The sequence below is a fragment of the Bradyrhizobium sp. CCBAU 45394 genome (assembly GCF_028128655.1).
Taxonomy (GTDB): domain Bacteria; phylum Pseudomonadota; class Alphaproteobacteria; order Rhizobiales; family Xanthobacteraceae; genus Bradyrhizobium; species Bradyrhizobium diazoefficiens.
Genome location: NZ_LBIX01000009.1, coordinates 145025 through 161710, shown reverse-complemented (window position 1 = coordinate 161710; position 16686 = coordinate 145025). Strand labels below are relative to the sequence as shown.

Below are 16686 nucleotides of genomic sequence, written 5' to 3'. Positions count from 1 at the left end.
GCGGCGACTCGCCGTCATCAACCGCCTGCCGAAGCGTTGAGCAAGGGATGACGCTTTTTCACACCTTACGCGGCGGTTCAAACTAGCTCACTATTGAGGCACTTCACCCCATGCAAGCGCATCAGCGAATGTTAGATCCGACGCCTAACGGCCTGCATTCCGGCGAGTCCCCGCTGCTTCAGACGCTCGGGCTCACCAAGCGCTATGGGGATTTCCTCGCCAACGACTCCATCGACATCGATATCTGGCCGAAGGAAATCCACGCGCTGCTGGGCGAGAACGGCGCCGGCAAATCCACGCTCGTCAAGGCGATCTACGGGCTGATCCAACCCAGCGCCGGCGAGATTCGCTGGCAGGGCGAACGAATCGTGCTGTCGGGCCCGTCGGAAGCTCGCAGCCGCGGCATCGGCATGGTGTTCCAGCATTTCTCGCTGTTCGACAACCTCACCGTTGCCGAGAACGTCGCGCTCGGCCTCGATGGGAAAGAATCCTTCAAGGACATGTCGGCACGGCTGGAGCAGGTGTCGAAGACCTATGGACTGCCGCTCGACCCCAGACGCGAGGTCTGGCAATTGTCGGTCGGCGAGCGCCAGCGCATCGAGATCGTCCGTGCGCTGATGCAGGATCCGAAATTCCTGATCCTGGACGAGCCCACCGCCGTCCTGACGCCGCAGGAGGCCGACCAGCTCTTCATCGTGCTGGAGCGGCTGAGGGCCGAAGGCCGCGCCATCCTCTACATCAGCCACAAGCTGGAGGAGGTGAAGCGCCTCTGCGACACCGCCACGATCCTGCGCGGCGGCAGGAAAGTAGACACCTGCAATCCCCGGCTCGAGACCGCCGCCTCGCTCGCGCGCATGATGGTCGGCGGCGAGATCAAGGAGGTCAAAGCGCCCGCCGGCCGCAAGACCACCGTGCCGCGGCTCGTCGTCAACGACCTCTCGCTCGCGCCGAGCGAAGCGCACGGCGTTCGGCTGGAGCACATCTCGTTCGAGCTGAAGGGCGGCGAGATTCTCGGCATCGCCGGCGTCGCCGGCAACGGCCAGGACGAGCTGTTCGCCGCGCTCTCCGGCGAGCGCCTGTCCAAGGACCCCGGCACGGTGGTGATCGAAGGCATCGCCGCCGGGCATCTGTCGATCACGCAGCGGCGCAAGCTGGGTGCCGCTTTCGTTCCCGAGGAGCGGCTCGGTCACGGCACCGCACCGCGCATGAAGCTGTCGGAGAACGCGCTGCTGACCGGGCACGCCGCCAGCGGCATGGTTCATCGCGGCTTCATCGACACCGCCGCGACGCTGAAGACCGTCGATCGCGCGACCGAAACCTTCGACGTGCGCAAGGCCAAGCGCGATCCGGAGGCTGCGAGCCTTTCCGGCGGCAATCTGCAGAAGTTCATCGTGGGACGCGAGATCCTGCGCAATCCGGCGGTGCTGGTGGTCAGCCAGCCGACCTGGGGCGTCGACGCCGGCGCCGCCGCGGTGATCCGCCAGGCGCTGCTCGATCTCGCAACCGCGGGCGCGGCCGTGCTGGTGACCAGCCAGGACCTCGACGAGCTCGCCGAGATCGCCGACCGCATCGCCGTGATGTTCCACGGCCACCTGTCGGCGCCGCTCGCAACAAGCGAAGCGACCCGCGAAAAACTCGGCCTTTTGATGGGCGGCAGCAGCCTGGAGCCGAAGGAGGCCGCGCATGCAGTTGGTGCTTGAGAAGCGCGCCGAGCGCTCCAACACGATCGCTCTGGTCTCGCCGCTGATCGCGATCGGCCTGACGATCGTCACCATGACCATCCTGTTCGCGATCCTCGGCAAGAATCCGCTCCTCGCCCTGCATGCCTATTTCATCGCGCCACTGACCGACGGCTATTCGCTCCAGGAGATCGCGGTGAAGGCGACGCCGCTGGTGATGATCGCGATCGGCCTGTCGCTCTGTTATCTCGCCAATGCCTGGAACATCGGCGCCGAGGGGCAATTCCTGATCGGCGCGGTCGCCGGAAGCTGGATCGCGGTGGAGACGCAAGGCACTGACGCCGGGGCCTGGGTATTGCCGGCCATGCTCGTGCTCGCAGCCGCTGCAGGCGCGCTCTATGCGCTGATCCCGGCGATCTGCAAGGTGAAGTTCGGCGCCAGTGAAATCCTGACCAGCCTGATGCTGGTCTATGTCGCCGACCTCTTCCTTGATTATCTCGTGCGCGGCCCCTGGCGCGATCCGCACGGCTTCAACTTCCCGACCACCGCCGAATTCGATCCGGTGGCGACGGTGCCGCTGCTGATCGAAGGCGGCCGGCTGCATCTCGGCTCGATCATCGCCCTGCTCGTCGTTGCGGCGGCAGCGATCCTGCTCGGACGAACCATCAAGGGTTTCGAGATTCGCGTAGTCGGCGCAGCGCCCCGCGCGGCGCGGTTCGGCGGATTCAACGCCGACCAGCTGATCATCCTGACCTTCGCGGTTTCCGGCGCGCTCGCGGGCCTTGCCGGCATCATTGAGGTCGCGGGTCCCGTCGGGCATCTCCAGCCCGGCATCTCGCCAGGCTACGGTTTTACGGCGATCATCGTCGCCTTCCTCGGCCGGCTGAACCCGCTTGGAATATTAATTGCAGGTCTTTTTCTCGCATTGACCTTTATCGGCGGCGAGCAGGCGCAGATCGCGATGAAGATCCCGTTGGATGTCACCAAGGTGTTTCAGGGCATTCTGTTGTTCTACGTGCTCGCCTGCGACTCCCTCATCCTCTACCGCTTCAAGCTGGTGTTCCCGAACCGACAGGTGGCCAGTGGAACTGGTTGAAGCCATCATCCTTGCGGTGCTCGCCGCCTCGACGCCGCTCCTGATCGCGGCGACCGGCGAGCTCGTGACCGAGCGCTCCGGCGTGCTCAATCTCGGCGTCGAGGGAATGATGATCGTCGGCGCGGCCTGCGGCTTTGCCGGCGCCTGGCTGACCGGCTCGATTCTGGTCGGCGCGCTGTTCGGCATCGTCGCGGGCGCGCTGATGTCGCTGATCTTCGCGCTGATGGCGCTCGGGCTGGCCGTCAACCAGGTCGCAACGGGCCTCGCGCTGACCATTCTCGGCATCGGGCTCTCCGGCCTGATCGGCGCCGGCTTCGTCGGCGAGCGCATCACGCCGGCTGCGCATCTCGCCCTTCCCGGCCTCACCGACATTCCGCTGGTCGGCCGCGTGCTGTTCGGCGAGGACGCCTTCGTCTATTTCTCCATCGCGCTGATCATCGGCGTCTGGTGGTTCCTGTACCGCACGCGGGCGGGCTTGATCCTGCGCGCCTGCGGCGACAATCACGTCTCGGCGCATGCGCTCGGCTATCCCGTGCTGCGCATCCGCACCTTCGCCGTGATGTTCGGCGGCGCCTGCGCCGGCCTTGCCGGCGCCTATCTGCCGCTCGCCTACACGCCGTTCTTCATTCCGGGCATGACCGCGGGTCGCGGCTGGATCGCGCTGGCGCTGGTGGTGTTCTCGTCCTGGCGGCCGGGCCGGCTCGTGGTCGGTGCTTATCTCTTCGGCGCGGTGACCATCCTGCAACTGCACGCGCAGGGCTGGGGCGTCGGCATTCCTTCGCAATTCATGTCGGCGCTGCCTTACCTCGCGACCGTCATCGTCCTAGTCCTGTTGTCCCGCGCGCGCACCGGCGGCTCGACCGCGCCGGCCGCGCTCGGCACCGTGTTCGTGCCTGACCGCTGAGTTTTCATTTCCGCGGCGGGCGCGATGGGGCGCGCACGCTGCGGATCGTGGCTTTCCCCGACTATCTGGAGATTGATGATGAGAAAATCACTTCTTGCGCTGGCTGCCGGGCTTCTGCTTGCCGGAAGCGTCAGTGCCGCCTCCGCCGCCGACAAGCTGAAAGTCGGCTTCATTTACCTCGGCCCGGTGGGCGACCTCGGCTGGACCTACCAGCACGAACAAGGACGCCTGGCGCTGGTGAAGGAACTGGGCGACAAGATCGAGACCACGACGCTCGAGAACGTCCCTGAAGGTCCCGACGCCGAGCGCGCCATCGAGCAACTCGTCCGCGCCGGCAACAAGCTGATCTTCACCACCTCGTTCGGCTACATGGACCCGACGCTGAAGGTCGCCAAGAAGTATCCGAACGTGCATTTCGAGCACGCCACCGGCTACAAGCGCGACAAGAACATGTCGACCTATTCGGCCAAATGGTACCAGGGCCGCTACATCCAGGGCCTGATCGCGGCCAAGATGTCGAAGTCGGGCGTGCTCGGCTATATCGGCTCGTTCCCGATTCCCGAGGTCGTCTCCGGCATCAACGCGACGATCCTCGCGGCGCAGACCATCAATCCGAACATCAAGGTCAAGATCATCTGGGCCAACACCTGGTTCGACCCGGGCAAGGAAGCCGACGCCGCCAAGGCGCTGATCGACCAGGGCGCCGACGTGATCATGCAGCACACCGACTCGCCGGCGGCAATGCAGATCGCCAGCGAACGCGGCAAGCTCGCCTTCGGCCAGGATTCCGAGATGATCAAGTTCGGGCCCAAGACCCAGCTGACCTCGATCCTCGACACCTGGGGCCCCTACTACATCGAGCGCGTCAAGGCCGAGCTGGCCGGCACCTGGAAGTCCGAGGACACCTGGGGCGGCCTCGACAGCCACATGTTCGCGATGGCGCCCTACACCAACATGCCCGACGACGTGAAGAAGATGGCCGAGGATGCCCAGGCCGCGATCACCGCCGGCAAGCTGCATCCGTTCAAATGCCCGATCGTTGGGCAGGACGGCAAGGAGGTCGAGTGCAAGGGCGGCGCCAATCTCGCTGACGGCCAGATCCTTGGCATGAATTTCTACGTCAAGGGCATCGACGACAAGCTGCCGGGCAAGTAGCACGCTTCTTGCATTGCCTGGACCACCTGCTCCTCCCGGAGGAGGTTCGGAGGGGGTAGCCACAAGCACCCGGCACTTGTGGTTGCCCCCTCTTTTTAGTCCGCCCCTATCCCGCCTGCATCGCCCGCGCCGCGGAACTGTGGCGGCGGATGAGATCGGCGACATCCAGTCCCGGAATCGCGCCGTCGATCACGGCCCATTGTCCTGCCACCATGACCCGGTCGGCCCGGTGCGCCCCGCACAGCACCAGCGCGGCCAGGGGATCGCCATGGCCGGAGAAACGCAGCTCGTCGAGCCTGAACAGCGCCAGATCGGCCGCCTTGCCCACGGCAATCTCGCCGAGTTCCGGCCGACCGACACAGGCCGCCGAGCCCTTGGTGGCCCAGCGCAGCGCATCCTTGTGGCTGACCTTCGTCACCCCGTAGCGCGCCCGTTGCAGCAGGAACGCGGCCCGCACCTCCTGCATCAGATTCGACCCGTCGTTCGAGGCCGAGCCGTCGACGCCGATGCCGACCCCGACACCGGCATCCTCCATCTCGCAGACCGGACAGCAGCCGGACGCCAGAAGCTGGTTGCTACAGGCGCAATGGCTGATGGTCGTCCTGGCCTTGCCGAGCCGCTTGATCTCGTCGGCGTTGAAAAAGATGCCGTGGGCGAGCCAGGTCCGCGCGTTGAGCCAGCCGCATTGCTCGAGATAGTCGAGCGGACGGCAGCCATACATCTGCTGGCAGAATTTGTTCTCGTCCTCGGTCTCGGCGAGATGGGTGTGCTGGCGCACGTCGAGCTTGTCGGCGAGATCGGCGGTCGCGCGCATCAGGGAGGTCGTCACCGAGAACGGCGAGCAAGGCGCCAGTGCGATCTGCACCATCGCATCCGCACCGCGCTGGTGATGTTTCGCGACGACGCGTGCGCTGTCGGCGAGGATCGTGTCCTCGTCCTGCACGACGCTGTCCGGTGGCAGGCCGCCGTCGCGCTGCGACAGGTTCATCGAGCCGCGCGTCAGCAGCACGCGCACGCCGAGCCGTTTTGCGACTCCGACCTCGATATCGACGGACTCCTCGAGCCCCGCCGGGAACACGTAGTGATGATCGGTCGTGGTGGTGCAGCCCGACAGCAGCAGCTCGGACATCGCCACGGTCACACCGAGCTCCAGCGATTCCGGCGTCATCCTCGCCCACACCGGATAGAGCGCCCGGAGCCAGGGAAACAGCTCGCGGTCCATCGCCGCCGGCAGCGCCCGCGTCAGCGTCTGGTAGAAATGATGATGCGTGTTGATAAGGCCCGGCAGCACGACGTGTTCGCTCGCGTCGAACACCGCGACATCCGCCGTCGCAGGCACGCCGCCGGCCGGCACGAGCTCGACGATCCGGCCATCCTTCACCACGATCCCGCGCCCGGCGCCGTCGGCGAGGATGGCCAGGGGGTCCCTGATCCAGATCGGCTTTGCGTCGCTCATGATCCTGTTTCTCCCCACATCCGCTGACGGCAGACCTGCAAGGCGGAGGCCAGCCCAATCGCGTTCCCGCTGCGACTTCTTGTTGCGACTTGGCTCTGGTCTTGCAAGACTTTCTCTCGGTACAAATCACTCGATGCAAGCGCTGGCGCAGCCATGGACTTGAATACCATCACAGCCGTAGCCCATCCGCAAACGCGCGCGCAGCTGCCCGTTTGGACGCCAGGCGATGCTTGGCTCGCAGGCGGCACCTGGCTGTTCTCGGAGCCGCAAGCGCAGCTGACGCGCCTGATCGATCTCACCGATCTGAAATGGCCGGCGCTGACGATCACCGAGAGCCATCTCGGCATCGCCGCCACTTGCACCGTCGCGCAGATCGACGGACTCGCCTGCCCGGCCGACTGGCTCGCAGCGCCGCTGATCAGCCAGTGCTGCCGCGCGTTCCTCGCTTCGTTCAAGATCTGGAAGACCGCGACCGTCGGCGGCAATCTCTGCATGTCGCTGCCGGCGGGACCGATGATCTCGCTCACATCAGCGCTCGACGGCGTCTGCACGATCTGGAAGGCTGGCGGCGGCGAACAGAAGATTCCCGTCATCGACTTCGTCACCGGCAACCAGCGCAATCGCCTGACGCCGGGAGACCTGCTGCGGCAGATCGATATCCCGATTGCCGCGCTGAAGCGCCGTACGGCGTTTCGCCAGATCTCGCTCGCCCCGGTCGGCCGCTCAGCGGCACTCCTGATCGGCAGCCTCGATAGCGACGGCACGCTGGCGCTGACAGTCACCGCATCGACGGTGCGGCCGATCCGCCTCACCTTTCACAAAGCCCCGGACGCGAGCGCGGTTCGCGACGCGATCGTGCAGCAGATCACCGATGACCTCTACCACACCGACATCCACGGCAAGCCGCTCTGGCGCAAGCACATGACGCTGCGGCTCGCCGAAGAGATTCGCGGCGAACTCCTGGGGGCAACGCCGTCATGAGCTTCGAGATCAACGGCAAGACGTTTCCGCAGGAGCCGCGCGCCGGCCAGTGCCTCCGCACGTTCCTGCGCGAGCTCGGTCATTTCGGCGTCAAGAAGGGCTGCGACGCCGGCGATTGCGGCGCCTGCACCGTGCTGCTCGACGGCGAGCCGGTGCACAGCTGCCTGATCCCGGCGTTCCGCGCCGAGGGGCGCACTGTGACCACGATCGAGGGCCTCGGCGGCGACCACGGCGCGCATCCGATGCAGCAGGCCTTCCTCGATGCGCAGGGCTTTCAATGCGGCTTCTGCACCGCCGGCATGATCCTGACCTGCGCCTCGCTGAACCAGGCGCAGCGCACCGATCTCGGCGCCGCGCTGAAAGGCAATATCTGCCGCTGCACCGGCTATCGCGCGATCGAGGACGCGCTGCTCGGCAAGATCAACGTCGAGGAGAGCGTCGAGGCCGGCGCCGCCTTCGGCCGCAGCCTTCCGGCGCCAGCAGGTCCCGATGTCGTGCGCGGCAAGGCACGCTACACGTTCGACACGCAGATTGACGGCCTGCTGCACATCAAGCTGCTCCGCTCGCCTCACGCGCACGCCAGAATCACCGCGATCGACAAGTCTGCGGCGCTCAGCGTTCCCGGCGTGCATGCGGTGCTGACGCATGAGGACGCGCCATCGGTGCTGATCTCGACCGCGCGGCACGAGAAGGACTGGATGGACCCCGAGGACACCCGCATCCTCGACGACGTCGTGCGCTTCATCGGCCAGAAGGTCGCGGCCGTCGTCGCCGAAAGCGAAGGCGCCGCCGAGGAAGCCTGCCGGAGGCTCAAGGTCACTTACGAGGTCCTGCCTGCGCTGATCGATCCAGAGCAGGCGATGGCGCCCGGCGCACCCATCATTCATCCCGACCGCACCACCGAGAACCGCGTCGCCGACGCCAGGCGCAACCTTGCGGCTGAGACCCATGGCGAGTTCGGCGATGTCGCAGCAGCACTCGCCACATCCGCCGTCACCTACGAAGCCACCTTCCACAGCCATCGCGTGCAGCACGCCGCGCTGGAGACCCATGGCGGCCTCGCCTGGCTCGACGCCTCCGGCGTGCTCAACGTCCGCACCTCGACGCAGGTGCCGTTCCTGACCCGGCGCGCGCTGTCCGACATCTTCCAGCTGCCCATGGACAAGGTCCGCGTGTTCTGCGAGCGCGTCGGCGGCGGATTTGGCGGCAAGCAGGAGATGTTCGTCGAGGATATCCTTGCGCTCGCCGCGCTGAAGACCGGACGCCCCGTGAAGCTGGAGCTCACCCGCGAGGAGCAATTCATCGCGACGTCGACGCGGCATCCGATGCGGGTCCACATCAAGGCCGGTGCCGATGCCGACGGCAAGCTCACCGCACTCCAGCTCGACGTGCTCTCCAACACCGGCGCCTACGGCAATCACGCCGGCCCGGTGATGTTCCACTCGCTGTCCGAGTCCATCGCCGTCTACAATTGTCCGAACAAGCGGGTCGACGGCTACGCCGTCTACACCAACACGGTGCCATCGGGCGCGTTTCGCGGCTATGGCCTGCCGCAGACGCTGATCGCGATCGAGGCCGCAATCGACGAGCTGGCCGGGCAGCTCGGCATCAGCCCCTACGACATGCGCCGGCGCAACATCGTCAAGCCAGGCGACCCCATGCTGTCGCCGCCGCCATCCGAATTTCACGACGTGCTCTATGGCTCCTACGGGCTCGACCAGTGCCTCGATCTCGTCGAGCGCGCGATGCAGGCGGATGGCCCGCGGCCGGAGCTGTCGCCGGAATGGCTGATCGGCGATGGCATCGCGCTGACCATGATCGACACCGTGCCGCCCGCCGGCCACATCGCGGACGCCATGATCGCGCTCAACGACGACGGCGGCTTCGATCTCACCGTCGGCACCGCCGAGTTCGGCAACGGCACCAGCACGGTCCACCGCCAGATCGCGGCGACGACGCTGGCGACCACCGTCGACAGGATTCGCCTGCGCCAGTCCGACACCGCCCATGGCGGCCACGACACCGGCGCCTATGGCAGCGCGGGCACCTTCGTCGCCGGCAAGGCGACGCATGCAGCCGCCATGCAGCTTGCCACGGACTTGAGGGCGGCCGCGGCCGGCGCCTGGCTTTGCGATGTCGGAAGCTGCGCGCTCGAGGACGAGTTCGTCGTGAGCGGCGTCAGGCGCATGTCCTTTGTGGAGCTTGCGAAGCTTGCGCGCGAACGCGGCCAGCCGCTCGCAGCACAAGGCAATTCCGGCGGCACGCCGCGCTCGGTCGGCTTCAACGTGCAGGGCTTTCGCGTGGCGGTGAACAAGGGCACCGGCGAGCTCAAGATTCTCAGAAGCGTGCAGGCCGCCGACGCCGGCGTCGTCGCCAATCCCATGCAGTGCCGCGGCCAGGTCGAGGGCGGCGTCGCGCAGGCGCTTGGTGCTGCGCTCTACGAGGAGATGGTGATCGACGCGGACGGCCGCGTCACCAACGCCAAATTCCGCGACTACCACCTGCCCTCCTTCGCGGACGTGCCGCGCACCGAAGTCTTCTTCGCCGAGACCTCCGACACCATCGGCCCCTTGGGCGCGAAGTCGATGAGCGAGAGTCCGTACAATCCGGTCGCCGCGGCGCTCGGCAACGCGATTGCAGACGCCACCGGCATCCGCTTCACCGCACCACCGTTCAAGCCGGACCGGCTGTTTCCGGCGCTGCACGATAAATTTGGTTAGTCCTATTTTGGGGGATTCATTCGTGAGCAGCGAGGTCCATCCCGTCGACGAAGTCCTGCCGGTCCCGCGCCTGCTCGCGCTCGGGCTCCAGCATGTGCTGGTGATGTATGCCGGCGCGGTCGCGGTGCCGCTGATCATCGGACGCGCGCTGAAGCTGCCGCCGGAGGACGTCGCCTTCCTGATCAGCGCCGACCTGTTCGCCTGCGGGCTTGCGACGCTGGTGCAATGCCTCGGCTTCCCCGGCGTCGGCATCCGCCTGCCCGTGATGATGGGCGTGACGTTTGCTTCGGTCGGGCCGATGCTCTCGATGGCCGCCGCGCCCGATATCGGCCTGCTCGGCATCTACGGCTCCGTCATCGCCGCCGGCCTGTTCGGCATCGTCGCCGCACCCTTCGTCAGCCGGCTGCTGCCGCTGTTTCCGCCGGTCGTCACCGGCAGCATCATTCTCGTCATCGGCATCTCCTTGATGCGGGTCGGGATCAACTGGGCCGGCGGCGGCCTGTCGACCTTGACGAAGGTCGTCGACGGCGTTGCAGGCAGCTTTCCCAATCCGGCCTATGGGCAATTGCAGGGGCTCGGCATTTCGCTGTTCGTGCTGCTTTTCATCCTCGGCCTGATCAAATGGGGCACCGGCTTCCTCGCCAACGTCTCCGTGCTGCTCGGCATCGTCGCTGGCGCCGTGCTCGCGACCATTCTGGGCGTGATGCATTTCGACAAGGTCAGTGCTGCCTCCTGGGGCGCGCTGGTGATCCCGTTCCGCTTCGGCATGCCGCAATTCCACCTCGTGCCCGTTGTCACCATGTGTGTCGTCATGATCGTGGTGATGATCGAGTCGCTCGGCATGTTCCTCGCGCTCGGCGACATCACTGGCAAGGCGGTCGACCGCGAAGCCCTGAGCCGGGGCCTGCGCGCCGACGGCGTCGGCACGCTGCTCGGCGGCATCTTCAACACCTTTCCCTACACCTCGTTCTCGCAGAATGTCGGCCTCGTCTCCGTCACCGGCGTGCGCTCGCGCTGGGTGACGGTGACGGGCGGCTGCATCATGCTCGGGCTCGGACTGTTGCCGAAGCTCGCGGCGCTGGTCGAGGCGGTGCCGCTGGTCGTGCTCGGCGGCGCGGGCCTCGTCATGTTCGGCATGGTCGCGGCAACAGGCGCGCGCATCCTCACCTCGGTCGATTTCCGCACCAACCGCTACAATCTCTTCATCGTCGCGATCTCGATCGGCTTCGGCCTGATCCCGCTCGCCGCGCCCGGGTTCTTCCGGAACCTGCCTCATGATCTACAGCCGCTGCTGGAGTCCGGCATTTTGCTTTGTGCGGTGGTCTCGGTACTGCTCAACGCCTTCTTCAACGGCTTGGGCGGCGGCGCTGCGGCCGAGGCGGATGCAGCGGCAGTCGCGTCATCCGCACAACATGTTTAGCTAGCTGCCGCGATAGGTCGCGTAGCTCCAGGGCGTGACCAGCAGCGGCACGTGGTAGTGATTTTCCGGCTCGCTGATCGCAAAGCGCAATGGGATCTCGTCGAGGAACGGCGGCTCCGACAGCGGCACGTTGCGCTCGGCGTAATATCTGGCGACGCGGAAGCGAAGCTCGTAGCGGCCGATCGGAAGCGGACGGCCGCCGATCAACGGCTGATCGGTACGCCCATCCGCATTGGTGACGGTGCGCGCGATGACGCGGCTCTCGCCGAGACTCGCAAGCTCGATCAGCTCCACCGGGATGCCTGGCGCGGGCTTGCCGGCGTGATTGTCCAGCACATGCGTCGAGAGCCGGCCGTGCACCTTGAGCTTGTCGTCGGCAACGACGAGCTGGTCGAGCCGCAGCGCCGAGATGCGGCCAATCTCCTCGATCGCACGTCGCGTCTCGGTCTTGGCAATATTGAGTAGCCGCGTCTCGAAGTCGGCCAGCACGGAATCCCTGGTATGGCGGCGCACGCAGACGATGTAGGGGAAGCCGAACTTTTCACGGTACGCGTTGTTGACGCGCTCGAACGCGGCATATTCGGCGTCCGACAGCCGGTCGAGCCCGGCGCTGTTCTGCTCATCGGTCGATTCCGCCGTCAGGCCCGCGGCGCGCTGGGTCTTGTTGGCGAGGTCGGGATGCGCCCGGATCAGCGCCAGCTGCACGTCGGGTTCGGCGCTCTGGATCGCTGCCATCAGCGCGGCGTGCAACTGGGTGATGCCGGTGAATGGCCGCTGCCCGGCGAGCTTCTCCGCAATCCACGGCGAATATTCGACGACATTGGCGAGGGCCGCGACGAAGTCGGCTTTGTCGGCGGCGTTGAGATCGGCGAGCGAGGTTTGCAACATCACACCTTCACCCGATCTCGAAGGCGTCGGCAGCAAGATGCGCGTGCTTGTCGTGCCAGTGCTGCGCGATCTGGAGCCGCGTCGGCACCCAGACGCGTTCGTGCTTGCCGATATAATCCAGGAAGCGGATCAGCCCCGCGGCGCGGCCGGGCCGGCCGGCGAGACGGCAGTGCAGGCCGACCGACATCATCTTCGGCGCGGTCTCACCTTCGGCGTAGAGCACGTCGAAGGCGTCCTTCAGATAGGTGTAGAACTGCTCGCCTTCGGCAAAGCCCTGCGGGTTGATGAACCGCATGTCGTTGGCGTCCAACGTATAGGGAATGATGAGCTGCTTGCCTCTGGCGCCCTTGACCCAATAGGGCAGATCATCGGCATAGGAGTCGCAGAGATAGAGGAAGCCGCCCTCCTCCATCAGGAGGCGGTTGGTGTTGATCGAGGAGCGCCCGGTGTACCAGCCGAGCGGCCGCGACCCCGTCGCCTCGAGGTGGACGCGGATCGACTCGGCGATCTCGGCGCGCTCCTGCGCCTCGGTCATGTCCTTGTGCTCGATCCATTTCAGGCTGTGGCTGGCGATGTCCCAGCCGGACTCCTTCATCGCGGCGACGATTTCCGGATTCCGCTTCAGCGCGGTGGCGACGCCGAACACGGTGGTCGGCCACTTTCGCTCATCGAACATCCGCCACAGCCGCCAGAAACCGGCGCGCGAACCATACTCGAACATCGATTCAATATTGGCGTGGCGCTGGCCCGGCCAGGGCTGCGCGCCGAGCACGTCGGACAGGAAGGCTTCCGAGGCGCGGTCGCCGTGCAGGATGTTGTTCTCGCCGCCTTCCTCGAAATTGACGACGAACTGCACCGCGACCCGCGCGTTGCCCGGCCATTGCGGATGCGGCGGGTTGCGGCCGTAGCCGCGGAGATCGCGCGGGTAGCGGGTATCAGTCACTCAGACTTCCTCGAAGCGGATCGGCAGCGCGCCCTTCCACAGCACGCTCTTGCCCAGCGTCGCCAGATTCTCCAGCCCCGAGGTCACCGTGATGAAGTGATTGCCGGCGAGCTGACCCATCTTGCTCGCGAAGCTCACACCGCCATAGGCCATCAGGATCTCGGTCTCGCTGATGCCGCCGGGATAGAGGATGATCTGGCCCGGCGCGGGATAGCTGGTGTGGTTCTCATAGCCGACGCCGAAATCGAGGTCGCCGAGCGGCATCCACACCGCTTCGCCGCTCCAGCGCACATGGATGATGTGGCTTTCGAACGGCATCGCCTTGCGGAACGCGGCAACGGTCTTGGGCGCCGCCTGCTCCTCGAAACGGGCATCGAAGGTGTAGTCGCCGGCGCGGATAACGAGTTTTCTCATCTCATCTCTCTGGATCGGGAGCCTGAAGGCCCCACGGGGAATTTTCAAGCAAAGAGCATTCCATCGGGCTCCGCGCAAGGGGCGCGGCCCCTCACCTGCGGTCGTAGGACCAGCCGAAAATGCCGCTCCGCCGCGTCTCCGGCTCGGGCTCGGCGGCAGGCGGCGGCGCCTCCTTGAGTTCCGCCTGCGGCGGGGGTGGAGGCGGTGCGGGAAGGTTCTCGCATTTCATCGAGTAGACCAGCTTGCCGTCCGCGGTCCGCCCGATCGGCGCGCAGGGGTCCGGATGCGCCGCCGAACTCTTCGGCGTGAGCTTGACCTGCGCCGCGGCCGGCGAGGCGATCAGGAGAAGGACCAGCAGATATTTCGACATCGTTGTCGCCTGAAAACCAATTCGCCCCATTCAACCGGATTGCCGGGGGCAAGTCCATCGGGCCCAACCGGGCGATTGCCGAATATTTAGCCGGGACCAAAAAATTTGCTCGCTCCATCGTGAAGGCGGCGCCGCTGATATCTGAAGGGGCGCATCGCTATGTCAGCCGCGACGACGAAAACATGTCTCACAGCCGGAGCGTCGTCGCGGGAGAAACAACGATGCAGAAGACCTTCGCCATTCTCAGCGCAACGCTGATTGCCGCCGCCACCATCCAGACCGCCGCAGCCAGCGATCGCCACCACGGCCGCAAGGCGCACCCCGTCCCCATCACCCAGTCGGTGCGCAACTCCAACGCCGCGCTCTGGCCGTCGCAGCCGACGCAGCCCGACTGGTCGCGCTACGCCAACGGCGCCATGTCGGCGCCCGCGGGACGGTGATGCTGGAAGCGTAGTGCACAACTGCTGCAACGTCGTCATTGCGAGGCGCCCTTGCGAGTTTCATCCAGTGCGCGTCAGATCTTCAGCGCTGATTCCAACTCGCAACGACGACGCTAGCAATTCCGTCATCCTGAGGCGCGAGGCTTGCGATGCAAAGCATCGCGAGCGGAGCCTCGAAGGATGAACGGCCGAGGATGCAGCCGGGCCGTCGCCCTTCGAGGCTTGCTCAGCGGCGCGGTTGCGTCGCAGAGCGCGCACCTCAGGGTGACGGTCATAGAGTTTCGTCTGGATCATCAATTTCAGCATCTTGAGCAATAGACACGCCTTCCCGTTCTCGCGGCGCGTTTCGCCCGAGCTTTGCTTCAACTCTCTCCTCTTGAGCCAAGAGGGCGCAGGGAAGGCCGGGTGCCGGCTGGCACCCGCGGTCTGCTGCGCGAAAGCACACGCAGGTAAACCGCACAGCAGCATACAGGTGTAGCCAATCACTCGGCCTTCCCTGCGCAGTGGTTGGACGGCTTATGCCGTGCTCTCCCGGGAGCCGAGTTCGTTCTGGCCTCCCTCACTTTCGCGAAATTCACCGGCACCGCGCCGGTTGACGCGACTGCCGCATTCGCAAGAGCTTGACCGTAGCAACGACGGCCAGGACCACACGGTTTTGCCGTACGTGCGGTTCGCTTGTTCGCCGCAGTTTTCCCAGCCCTGTCGACGGAGCCGGAAACTTACAGGCGAGACGAACCTGACAGCGCCGTTCGTCCGCGCGACACCTCAGGGCTCACGGAGGGCAATCCGCCCTGCCCCTGGCCACTCGCGCCCGACGCTGCCGCGTCCACCGCAAGCCCGGCTCGCGAAAATGACGACCTCATGATCGCCCCTCAAGGATGAGCCGGGATGGGCGACACATACGATAAATCCGAATTTCGGCAAAGTGGAATATTTTCGCGAGATCGGATTGACAGCCGAGCGACACACCCCGGTCTCGGTGGCCCGGATGAGCGACTTGTCCGCCGTAGCTCGAAGAGCGAAGGCGGAAGCGACATCCGGGGTCTTTGCGTGACTGCGGAGCGGCAAAAAGGGGTGGGTTACGCTTTCGCTAACCCACCCCATGGCAATACCTGCGAAGCTGTCCGGCCCGACAGCCGCGTCCGAACTCAATGGTCGTAATTGCCGCAGATGGCCGAGGGGCCTCCACCGGCACAATAGCCCCCAGGGATGTATGGGCCCGGAGGACGGTTCGGCCCCCGGTAATAGTTGGAACCGCCGTAATAGGCTGGACCACCGTAGTAGCCTGGGCCCCGATCGTAATAATAACGATCTTCGTAGTAGTCGCGGCGCCGGCTTTCGGCGATCGCGCCGATGGCCAGGCCGGTCGCCGCGCCCATGATGGCGAGGGCTGCAGCATTCGGTCCGCGGCGATAGTAACGGCGCTTGGCCGCGCTGAAATCGGTGGCGTCGGACACAGCCTGGCCAGCGACGGCCGCCTTGGAAGGAGTCCCGGACGAGACTGCCGCGGACGGCGTCGCGGAGGCCGCAACCAGGGCGAGGCTTGCGAACGCGGCCAGCACCGTATTGCGGCTGGCTGCTGAAGTCATAGGTCCAATCATCTTAATCTTCCTCATTTCTCGCCCAAAGAGACACGTGCAAACGACCTATAACGCGCAAACCACTGAAATCGTTTCATGATCGCGGCAATTTGCCACGCTTTGAACGATTGTAAACCGACTGACCAGATCCAGCTTGAACCACTCAACCTGAGCGGATAATGAACAGCCGCGCCGTTTTGCGGTCGCCGTAAGCGTTCACGTGAACCAACGCATCAACCGACGCCGTCGGGATCGATGCCATTTGCAGGGTTCAACGTGACTGACGCGTCTTTTTCCCTAAGAGAAATCAGATGATTGCGGTTCGCAAACTGCCGGCGCGCTATGCGCCGATCGTGATGCCCTTTGTGCTGTCCATCCTCATGACAGCCGTGGTGTCGGTCATTTCGACGCTTCGAAGCCTCGGCGCAACGCCGGCCTTCCTCGCGACCTGGCCCGGCGCCTGGGCGCTGTCATGGCTTGTCGCCTTTCCAACGCTGCTGATGGTGCTGCCACTGGTCCGCCGGATCGTGGCCTGCGTGGTCGCGTCTCCATCGCAATGATCCGGAAACGCGCCTAGCGGCCTTCCGAAAGATCACGCTCAAACACCAACGTGAAGCGCGATGACGATTCACTCCGATCT

15 protein-coding genes are annotated in these 16686 nt (G+C 65.5%); 9 read left to right on the top strand and 6 right to left on the bottom strand.

Translation table 11 applies throughout. The annotated features are described in order from the left end of the window. Nucleotides 1-128: 128 nt before the first annotated feature. The 4 genes from WN73_RS06875 to WN73_RS06860 all read left to right on the top strand — a co-directional run bounded on the left by WN73_RS06875 (nt 129) and on the right by WN73_RS06860 (nt 4834). A complete protein-coding gene (locus WN73_RS06875; protein ID WP_011088896.1) occupies nt 129-1700 on the top strand; it encodes an ABC transporter ATP-binding protein in 1572 nt (523 codons plus the stop codon). Then, entirely contained in the window at nt 1684-2775 is a 1092-nt protein-coding gene (locus WN73_RS06870) for an ABC transporter permease (RefSeq protein ID WP_271552148.1), read from the top strand. The genes WN73_RS06875 and WN73_RS06870 overlap by 17 nt, the downstream gene beginning before the upstream one ends. Next, nucleotides 2762-3679, top strand: coding sequence for an ABC transporter permease (locus WN73_RS06865; RefSeq protein ID WP_028174404.1), 918 nt, complete (start codon nt 2762-2764; stop codon nt 3677-3679). The genes WN73_RS06870 and WN73_RS06865 overlap by 14 nt, the downstream gene beginning before the upstream one ends. Before the next feature lie 78 nt (nt 3680-3757). Beyond that, nucleotides 3758-4834 carry a BMP family ABC transporter substrate-binding protein gene (locus WN73_RS06860; protein ID WP_028174403.1) on the top strand — a complete coding sequence of 359 codons (1077 nt, stop codon included), beginning with the start codon at nt 3758-3760 and terminating at the stop codon, nt 4832-4834. Nucleotides 4835-4940: 106 nt separating this feature from the next. Here WN73_RS06860 and WN73_RS06855 read toward each other — a convergent pair whose 3' ends face one another. After that, a complete protein-coding gene (locus WN73_RS06855) occupies nt 4941-6290 on the bottom strand; it encodes an 8-oxoguanine deaminase (protein ID WP_271552147.1) in 1350 nt (449 codons plus the stop codon). A gap of 153 nt (nt 6291-6443) precedes the next feature. Between WN73_RS06855 and WN73_RS06850 the strand changes: the two genes are divergently transcribed. Genes WN73_RS06850 through WN73_RS06840 form a run of 3 tightly spaced genes read left to right on the top strand, consistent with a single transcriptional unit; the run spans nt 6444 to nt 11411 of the window. Next, nucleotides 6444-7271, top strand: a complete 828-nt coding sequence (locus tag WN73_RS06850; protein WP_060908378.1) for an FAD binding domain-containing protein — start codon at nt 6444-6446, stop codon at nt 7269-7271. Further along, complete coding sequence (locus WN73_RS06845) at nt 7268-9991, top strand: molybdopterin-dependent oxidoreductase (RefSeq protein WP_271552146.1); 2724 nt, start codon at nt 7268-7270, stop codon at nt 9989-9991. Before WN73_RS06850 ends, WN73_RS06845 begins: the two co-directional genes overlap by 4 nt. A gap of 22 nt (nt 9992-10013) precedes the next feature. After that, entirely contained in the window at nt 10014-11411 is a 1398-nt protein-coding gene (locus WN73_RS06840) for a nucleobase:cation symporter-2 family protein (RefSeq protein WP_271552145.1), read from the top strand. Here WN73_RS06840 and uraD read toward each other — a convergent pair whose 3' ends face one another. The 4 genes from uraD to WN73_RS06820 all read right to left on the bottom strand — a co-directional run bounded on the left by uraD (nt 11412) and on the right by WN73_RS06820 (nt 14026). Then, nucleotides 11412-12299 (bottom strand): 2-oxo-4-hydroxy-4-carboxy-5-ureidoimidazoline decarboxylase, encoded by an 888-nt coding sequence (gene uraD / locus WN73_RS06835; protein ID WP_182872236.1) that lies wholly within the window; start codon nt 12297-12299, stop codon nt 11412-11414. 7 nt (nt 12300-12306) lie between these two features. Further along, the gene (puuE, locus tag WN73_RS06830; RefSeq protein WP_011088905.1) at nt 12307-13242 is read right to left on the bottom strand and encodes an allantoinase PuuE; all 936 of its coding nucleotides are present in this window, start codon (nt 13240-13242) and stop codon (nt 12307-12309) included. Beyond that, complete coding sequence (locus tag WN73_RS06825) at nt 13243-13656, bottom strand: DUF3830 family protein (protein ID WP_028174396.1); 414 nt, start codon at nt 13654-13656, stop codon at nt 13243-13245. A gap of 91 nt (nt 13657-13747) precedes the next feature. Next, nucleotides 13748-14026, bottom strand: coding sequence for a hypothetical protein (locus tag WN73_RS06820; protein ID WP_179883794.1), 279 nt, complete (start codon nt 14024-14026; stop codon nt 13748-13750). 2 nt (nt 14027-14028) lie between these two features. Here WN73_RS06820 and WN73_RS06815 point away from each other — a divergent pair, with 2 nt between their 5' ends. Beyond that, nucleotides 14029-14466 (top strand): hypothetical protein, encoded by a 438-nt coding sequence (locus WN73_RS06815; protein ID WP_231166552.1) that lies wholly within the window; start codon nt 14029-14031, stop codon nt 14464-14466. Nucleotides 14467-15614: 1148 nt separating this feature from the next. Here WN73_RS06815 and WN73_RS06810 read toward each other — a convergent pair. Next, nucleotides 15615-16055, bottom strand: a complete 441-nt coding sequence (locus WN73_RS06810; protein WP_311995895.1) for a hypothetical protein — start codon at nt 16053-16055, stop codon at nt 15615-15617. A gap of 302 nt (nt 16056-16357) precedes the next feature. On the opposite strand from WN73_RS06810, the gene WN73_RS06805 reads away from it, so the two are divergent. After that, entirely contained in the window at nt 16358-16606 is a 249-nt protein-coding gene (locus WN73_RS06805) for a DUF2798 domain-containing protein (protein WP_027546509.1), read from the top strand. Nucleotides 16607-16686 lie beyond the last annotated feature (80 nt).

Coding starts and splice junctions, on each gene's coding strand:
- WN73_RS06875 (WP_011088896.1), top strand. CDS start 129: ATGTTAGATCCGACGCCTAACGGCCTGCATTCCGGCGAGTCCCCGCTG.
- WN73_RS06870 (WP_271552148.1), top strand. CDS start 1,684: ATGCAGTTGGTGCTTGAGAAGCGCGCCGAGCGCTCCAACACGATCGCT.
- WN73_RS06860 (WP_028174403.1), top strand. CDS start 3,758: ATGAGAAAATCACTTCTTGCGCTGGCTGCCGGGCTTCTGCTTGCCGGA.
- WN73_RS06855 (WP_271552147.1), bottom strand. CDS start 6,290: ATGAGCGACGCAAAGCCGATCTGGATCAGGGACCCCCTGGCCATCCTC.
- WN73_RS06850 (WP_060908378.1), top strand. CDS start 6,444: ATGGACTTGAATACCATCACAGCCGTAGCCCATCCGCAAACGCGCGCG.
- WN73_RS06845 (WP_271552146.1), top strand. CDS start 7,268: ATGAGCTTCGAGATCAACGGCAAGACGTTTCCGCAGGAGCCGCGCGCC.
- uraD (WP_182872236.1), bottom strand. CDS start 12,299: ATGTTGCAAACCTCGCTCGCCGATCTCAACGCCGCCGACAAAGCCGAC.
- WN73_RS06825 (WP_028174396.1), bottom strand. CDS start 13,656: ATGAGAAAACTCGTTATCCGCGCCGGCGACTACACCTTCGATGCCCGT.
- WN73_RS06820 (WP_179883794.1), bottom strand. CDS start 14,026: ATGTCGAAATATCTGCTGGTCCTTCTCCTGATCGCCTCGCCGGCCGCG.
- WN73_RS06810 (WP_311995895.1), bottom strand. CDS start 16,055: ATGACTTCAGCAGCCAGCCGCAATACGGTGCTGGCCGCGTTCGCAAGC.
- WN73_RS06805 (WP_027546509.1), top strand. CDS start 16,358: ATGATTGCGGTTCGCAAACTGCCGGCGCGCTATGCGCCGATCGTGATG.